Origin of the sequence: Streptomyces sp. ISL-100 (genome assembly GCF_018614615.1) — a bacterium.
Classification (GTDB): domain Bacteria; phylum Actinomycetota; class Actinomycetes; order Streptomycetales; family Streptomycetaceae; genus Streptomyces.
Genome location: NZ_JAGGOK010000109.1, coordinates 1 through 5,459, shown reverse-complemented (window position 1 = coordinate 5,459; position 5,459 = coordinate 1). Strand labels below are relative to the sequence as shown.

Sequence of the window (5,459 nt, the reverse complement as noted above, 5' to 3'; positions counted from 1 at the left end):
CAAGATCACCAACAGAGTCATACCGGTAACTTTGGGGCGCTTTGGTCGTTACTGGTGATGTGCCGAGAGCTGGTCAACTGAAGTCATCTGGTGAGCGATTGTCCGACCGAGTTGCGGTCGGGGTGCTGACGCAGGCGTTTCCCCAGTCGCTTGTGGATGAGGTGTTGGCGGAGACGGGCCGCGTACAGCAACGGAATCGGTTGTTGCCGGCCCGGCTGGTGGTCTACTTCGTGTTGGCGATGTGCCTGTTTTCGGGGCAGAGCTATGAGGAAGTCGCCCGGCTGCTGACCGCAGGCTTGCAGGGCGCGCGGCGCTGGCGTGCGTCGTGGGCGGTGCCGAGTACGGCGGCGATCTGGAAAGCCAGGTCCCGGTTGGGTGTGGCGCCGCTGAGACAGCTGTTCGCCAGGGTGTGCCGTCCGGTTGCCGGACCGGGTACGCAGGGTGCTTTCTACCGCGACTGGCGGCTGACCGCGATCGACGGGACCACGTTCGACCTGCCCGACACGAAGGCGCACGTGGAGGCGTTCGCCCCGCCCGCCCCGTTCCGGACGGGGCGAACAGAACGTCGGCTACCCGCAGATTCGCATGGTCGGCCTGGTGGAGTGCGGTACCCATGTCATCTTCGACGCTGCGATCGGACCTCTTCGCGCTGGAGAGCAGACCCTGGCCCGGGAGGTTCTGGTTTCCCTGCGGCCGGGGATGCTGCTGCTGGCCGACCGCGGCTTCTACGGTGTGGACCTGTGGTGCAAGGCCGCGGCGACGGGAGCGGACCTGCTGTGGCGAGTCCGCAAAGACCTCGTGCTGCCCGTGGTCGAGCAACTGCCGGACGGTTCCTACCTCACCGAGATCTTCGACCGCACCGACATCCACCACACCCGTCGGGGGGTACCAGTGCGCGCGGTGGAGTACACCATCGCCGGCCACGAGGGCGCCTACCGGCTCATCACCACGATCCTCGACCCGGACGAGGCCCCGGCCGCGGAACTGGCCGCCCTCTATGCCCAGCGGTGGGAGTTCGAGTCCACCCTCGACGAGATCAAGACCCACCTCGGCGGTTCCCGCCTGGTGCTGCGTTCGCAGCACCCTGACGGAGCCGAGCAGGAACTCTACGGCTTCCTGCTCGTCCACCACGCCATCCGGCACCTGATGCACGAGGCCGCACGACAGGCCGGCCGGGATCCGGACCGGATTTCCTTCACCCGCTCACTGCACGTCGTGCGCCGCCAGGTCACCGACCAGGCGGCGTTTTCCCCCCGACAGACTCGCCCGCGCGATCAAAGCCGCTCACGCTGAACTCCTCGAACGTCTCCTGCCACCGCGGCGCCGCCGGAGCAACCCCCGCGCCATCAAACGCAAAGTCGCCAACTGGCCCCTCAAACGCGCCGCCCTCAACACTGCGGATCACCCACGCGTTCCGACCATCACCATCATCGACGCCACCAAACCCAAACGAGGCAAACACATACCAAAGCCCTAAGTAACCCTAAGTAACCGGTATTGGCGCTAACCTCGATCTTTCGTGACGGTCCGTCGGTTCATCCGGCGGGCCGTTTCGGTCGGGTGAGCTGGTGGTAGGCAGGCTGGTGGCCCGGCTGTCGCGTCGGGTGGGCGCCGGGTTCCACGGCTCCGGAAGAGGTAGGGCTGGTCGGTGGGATGGGACGTTGTCACTGGTCAGCCGGGATTCGGCAGAGCTTGCAGTCGCTCGAACGCGGCGGTAATCACGTCGGTCCAGGGCCAGTGGTGGGCGAGGCGGAGGTAACGGCGGCGACCAGTGGTGACGAGCTGGGCGGCGGCGGAGAACAGCCGCAGTCGCAGGCGTTTGGGTTCCCACCTGCGTGCGTCGCCGATCAGGGCGAGCATCGGCATCCAGGCCAGCAGGTCGAGGGCGAGCTGGACGATCTCCAGCCAGACCCGGTTCTGCGCGGCGTCGTGGAGGGGGAGGTTGCGCAGGCCGGTGTCGCGGGCCGCGCGGATGCGGTCCTCGGCCCGGGCCCGTCGGCGGTGCCGCAGCTCCAACTGGGCGATCGGGGTGCCGGTGCTGTTGGTGGCGAAGCAGGTCAGCCGCATCCCGTCCGCGTCGGTGAAGCGCAACTGCGCGCCCGGATGGGGGCGTTCCTTGCGGACGATCAGCCGCATCCCCTTGGGCCAGCCGCCCAGGACGTCCCCGGCGAGTTCGGCGACCCAGGCGCCGTCGCGGACCTGGCCACCGGGCTCGACCGCCGGCGTCCAGGCCGAAGCCGGCACCAGCAGCACGGCCTGATGGATCGCGTCGGTGATGGTCATTCCCACCGAGTAGGACAGCCACCGCCCGCGCGCGGCGAGCCAGTTCACGAACGCGTGGGTGCCGCCGCCGGAGTCCGTGCGGACGAGCGTGCGCCGTCCGCGTCGGTACTTCTTCGGCAGCTGGGCCAGTGCCAGGCGGCCGGCCTCGATGTGGTCGGCGGCGGTGTTGCTGCCCGCATTCCCCGGTCTCAGCAGGCCTGCCACCGGCTCCCCGGCCCCGGCCGGGCCATGGTCGACGAATGCCATGAGCGGGTGATGGCCGTAGGTCTTCTTCCAGGTCGCGGCTGCGGCTTCCTTGTCGGAATGCGCGATGACGAGTACCCCGTCGATGTCCACGATCACCTGGCCGTCCGCGTCCGGGGCCGTCTGCCCGGCCAGCTGCCACACGCGCTCGCGGACATCGGCTCGTGCCCGGCGGACGGCCGTGAGCGCACGCGGACCGGCTGCGGCCAAAGTGTCGATGAGCCGCGAAACGGTCGGATCGGAGGCGACCGGCCCGAACACGCCAGGCTCGGCCCGCAGCATCGCGACGTCGGCCAGGCAGTCACCGCCCAGCGCCACGGCCAGCGCGACATCCAGCAGGATCTTGCCGGGGTCGTGCACTGCTCTGGGCTTGCGCCACGGTGTGAGCGCCTGCGACAGCGCGTCGGCCAAGCCCGTTCGGCGGGCCGTCTCCACCAGCAGGGCACCGCCGGCCTGCGAGACCATCCCGCTGCCGCCACCCGATATCCGCACGCGCGGGTATGACCCGATACGATTGCTCACCCGGAGAGTGCCTCTTTCGCTGGTGCGGACAGGACCCTAGACAAGCCCTATCTTCCCAGCTCAGGGGCGCTCTCCGGCGATCTGGCCGAGTGTTGGACACCAGCTCGCACGTGTCACAGGACCCAGGATCCGGGTAGTTCCAGCGAAGGGTCGCCGACGATCGTCAGCGGTCGGCGGGAGTGCCACTTTGCATCGTCCGTCTGGCCGTGCAGCGGCACGGTAGCCAGCTCGAAGCGGGCGTCCAACGCGTCGAGTTCTGCCTGCCGCTCGGCCCGAATCCTGTCGGTGAACTCGGGCCATGCCTCTGCCAGCCAGGCCCGGCAGCGAAGCATCTGCGTGTACTCCCAGACGACTTCGGCGTCGAACCCCTCCTCGATGTCCTGCACCAACGCCTCCCATGCCTCCATCATGGCGTTGAGCGTCACCATCCCGTACCGCGCCGCCAACCGTCGGCTTGCCCGATGTACCGACTCGTAGTCATCCGCGCTGAGCGCCTCCGTGTCCATGGAAACAGCCTCCCAGCTGCTGCACCCGGCGTGGGAATGCTCACCCCACGGGTGCACACACCGCACTCAAACTGGCACCTGGGCAGAGGCAGAACTTCCCAGCTCACTGGTAGTGGCAGGGACTTGCGACAAGCCAGGCAGACAACCGTCATGAAAGCCCGAGGCTAATGCGTGCTGCGGAAGGGCTGTTGGGCGGCCGTGCGCGAACCGTCAGTGGTCCGTGCGCGGCCCCCTCCAAAGTGGTCACATCAGCCCGACCGAAGCAGCAAGAATAGGAACCACAGACCATGTCTGAGACTGTCACCGCCCCCGCCTCCCGGGAAGTCCGGCTCGCCTCCCGCCCCGTCGGCGCCCCCGTCCCCGAGGACTTCGCCCTCGTCACCACCGCCGTGCCGGAGCCCGCCGAGGGCCAGATCCTCGTCCGTAACACCTGGATGTCCGTCGACCCGTACATGCGCGGCCGGATGAACGACGCCCCCTCCTACATCCCGCCCTTCGCCCTGGACACCGCGATGGAGGGCAGCGCGATCGGCGAAGTGGTCGCCTCCCGTGACGCTTCCGTCCCTGTCGGCGCGACCGTCTCGCACTTCCTGGGCTGGCGGGAGTACGCCGTCCTCGACGCGGCGGCCGCGACCGTGGTCGACCCGGCCCTGGCCCGCCCGCAGGACTACCTCGGCGCCCTGGGCACCACCGGCCTGACCGCGTACGCCGCGCTCACTCGCGTGGCCCCGGTCCGCGAGGGCGACGTGGTGTTCGTGTCCGCCGCGGCGGGGGCGGTCGGCAGTGTCCCCGGGCAGCTGGCGAGAAAGCTCGGCGCGTCCCGGGTGATCGGTTCGGCGGGCGGCCCTGCCAAGACCAAGAAGCTACTCGACGGCTTCGGTTACGACGCGGCCATCGACTACCGCCAGGGCGCCGTAGCCGAGCAGCTGGCGCAGGCCGCACCCGACGGCATCGACGTCTACTTGGACAGCGTGGGGGGCGACCATCTCCAAGCCGCGATCGGCGCCATGCGCACCAACGGCCGGATCGCCCTCGTCGGCGCGATCAGCGGTTACGACGACACCGAACCAGCGCCCGGTCCCAACAACCGACTTCCAGGCCGCCGCCCGGGAAGTCACCATGCGCGGCATGCTCGTCAGCAGCTACTTCGAGCTCTTCCCCGAGTGGATCGGCAAGGCGGCGGGCTGGCTCGCGGACGGTTCGCTGCACACCGAGGAGACCGTGACCGACGGCATCGAGCAGGCGCCGGCCGCGTTCCTCGGCATGATGCGCGGCGCGAACACCGGCAAGATGCTGGTCCGTCTCGAGGGCGGCCGTCGATGAGCAAGCACGCACTGCTGGTAGTCGCTCACCCCCGTCCCGACTCCCTCACCGCGCAGCTCGCGGAGCGGGCCCGCGCGCGCCTCGCCGCGGACGGGTACAGCGTCGACGTACTCGACCTGCACGCCGAGGACTTCGATCCGCGGATGAGCCCGGCCGACGAGCCGGACTGGGCGGACCTGGACAAGGAGTACTCCGCCGAAGTACGGGCCCACATGCGGCGCGTCTGGGCGGCGGACACGATCGTCGTGGTCTTCCCACTGTGGTGGTTCGGGCTCCCCGCCATTCTCAAGGGGTGGATCGACCGGGTGTGGAACAACGGCTTCGCGTACGGGCAGCGCGCCCCGCGCCTGCGCGGCAAGCGGATGCTGTGGCTCGCGCTGGCCGCCTACGGCGAAGAGCAGTTCGTGGAGCGGGGCTGGAACGAGTTGGTCGGGCGTCTGCTGCGGGTGGGCATCTCGGAGTACTGCGGCATCGAGGACGCGCAGGTGCACTTCGTGTACGACTCGCTGGGGGCGGGGGCGGACGTACTGAAGGAGGCGGACGTGGCGCTGGACGCGGTGGGCGCGTAGCGCAGGGCGGGGG

At 69.3% G+C, this 5,459-nt stretch carries 3 protein-coding genes and 2 pseudogenes; 3 read left to right on the top strand and 2 right to left on the bottom strand.

The features are described from left to right. The first annotated feature begins 59 nt into the window (after window positions 1-59). Window positions 60-1,293, top strand: a pseudogene (locus tag J7E89_RS36880) (IS4 family transposase). 378 nt (window positions 1,294-1,671) lie between these two features. Here the strand turns inward: J7E89_RS36880 and J7E89_RS36875 are convergent. Together J7E89_RS36875 and J7E89_RS36870 are read right to left on the bottom strand one after the other, a co-directional pair. Continuing rightward, window positions 1,672-3,048: an IS1380 family transposase gene (locus J7E89_RS36875; protein WP_214980433.1), complete on the bottom strand. Its 1,377-nt coding sequence runs from the start codon at window positions 3,046-3,048 to the stop codon at window positions 1,672-1,674. 113 nt (window positions 3,049-3,161) lie between these two features. Continuing rightward, complete coding sequence (locus J7E89_RS36870; RefSeq protein ID WP_214980432.1) at window positions 3,162-3,554, bottom strand: hypothetical protein; 393 nt, start codon at window positions 3,552-3,554, stop codon at window positions 3,162-3,164. A gap of 287 nt (window positions 3,555-3,841) precedes the next feature. Here J7E89_RS36870 and J7E89_RS36865 point away from each other — a divergent pair. Further along, window positions 3,842-4,877, top strand: a pseudogene (locus J7E89_RS36865) (NADP-dependent oxidoreductase). Continuing rightward, window positions 4,874-5,446 (top strand): NAD(P)H oxidoreductase, encoded by a 573-nt coding sequence (locus J7E89_RS36860; RefSeq protein ID WP_214980431.1) that lies wholly within the window; start codon window positions 4,874-4,876, stop codon window positions 5,444-5,446. The pseudogene J7E89_RS36865 and the gene J7E89_RS36860 overlap by 4 nt, the downstream one beginning before the upstream one ends. The last annotated feature ends 13 nt before the right edge of the window (window positions 5,447-5,459 follow it).

Excerpts from the sequence above, each read along its gene's own strand:
- J7E89_RS36870 (WP_214980432.1), bottom strand. The coding sequence starts at position 3,554 with ATGGACACGGAGGCGCTCAGCGCGGATGACTACGAGTCGGTACATCGG.
- J7E89_RS36860 (WP_214980431.1), top strand. The coding sequence starts at position 4,874 with ATGAGCAAGCACGCACTGCTGGTAGTCGCTCACCCCCGTCCCGACTCC.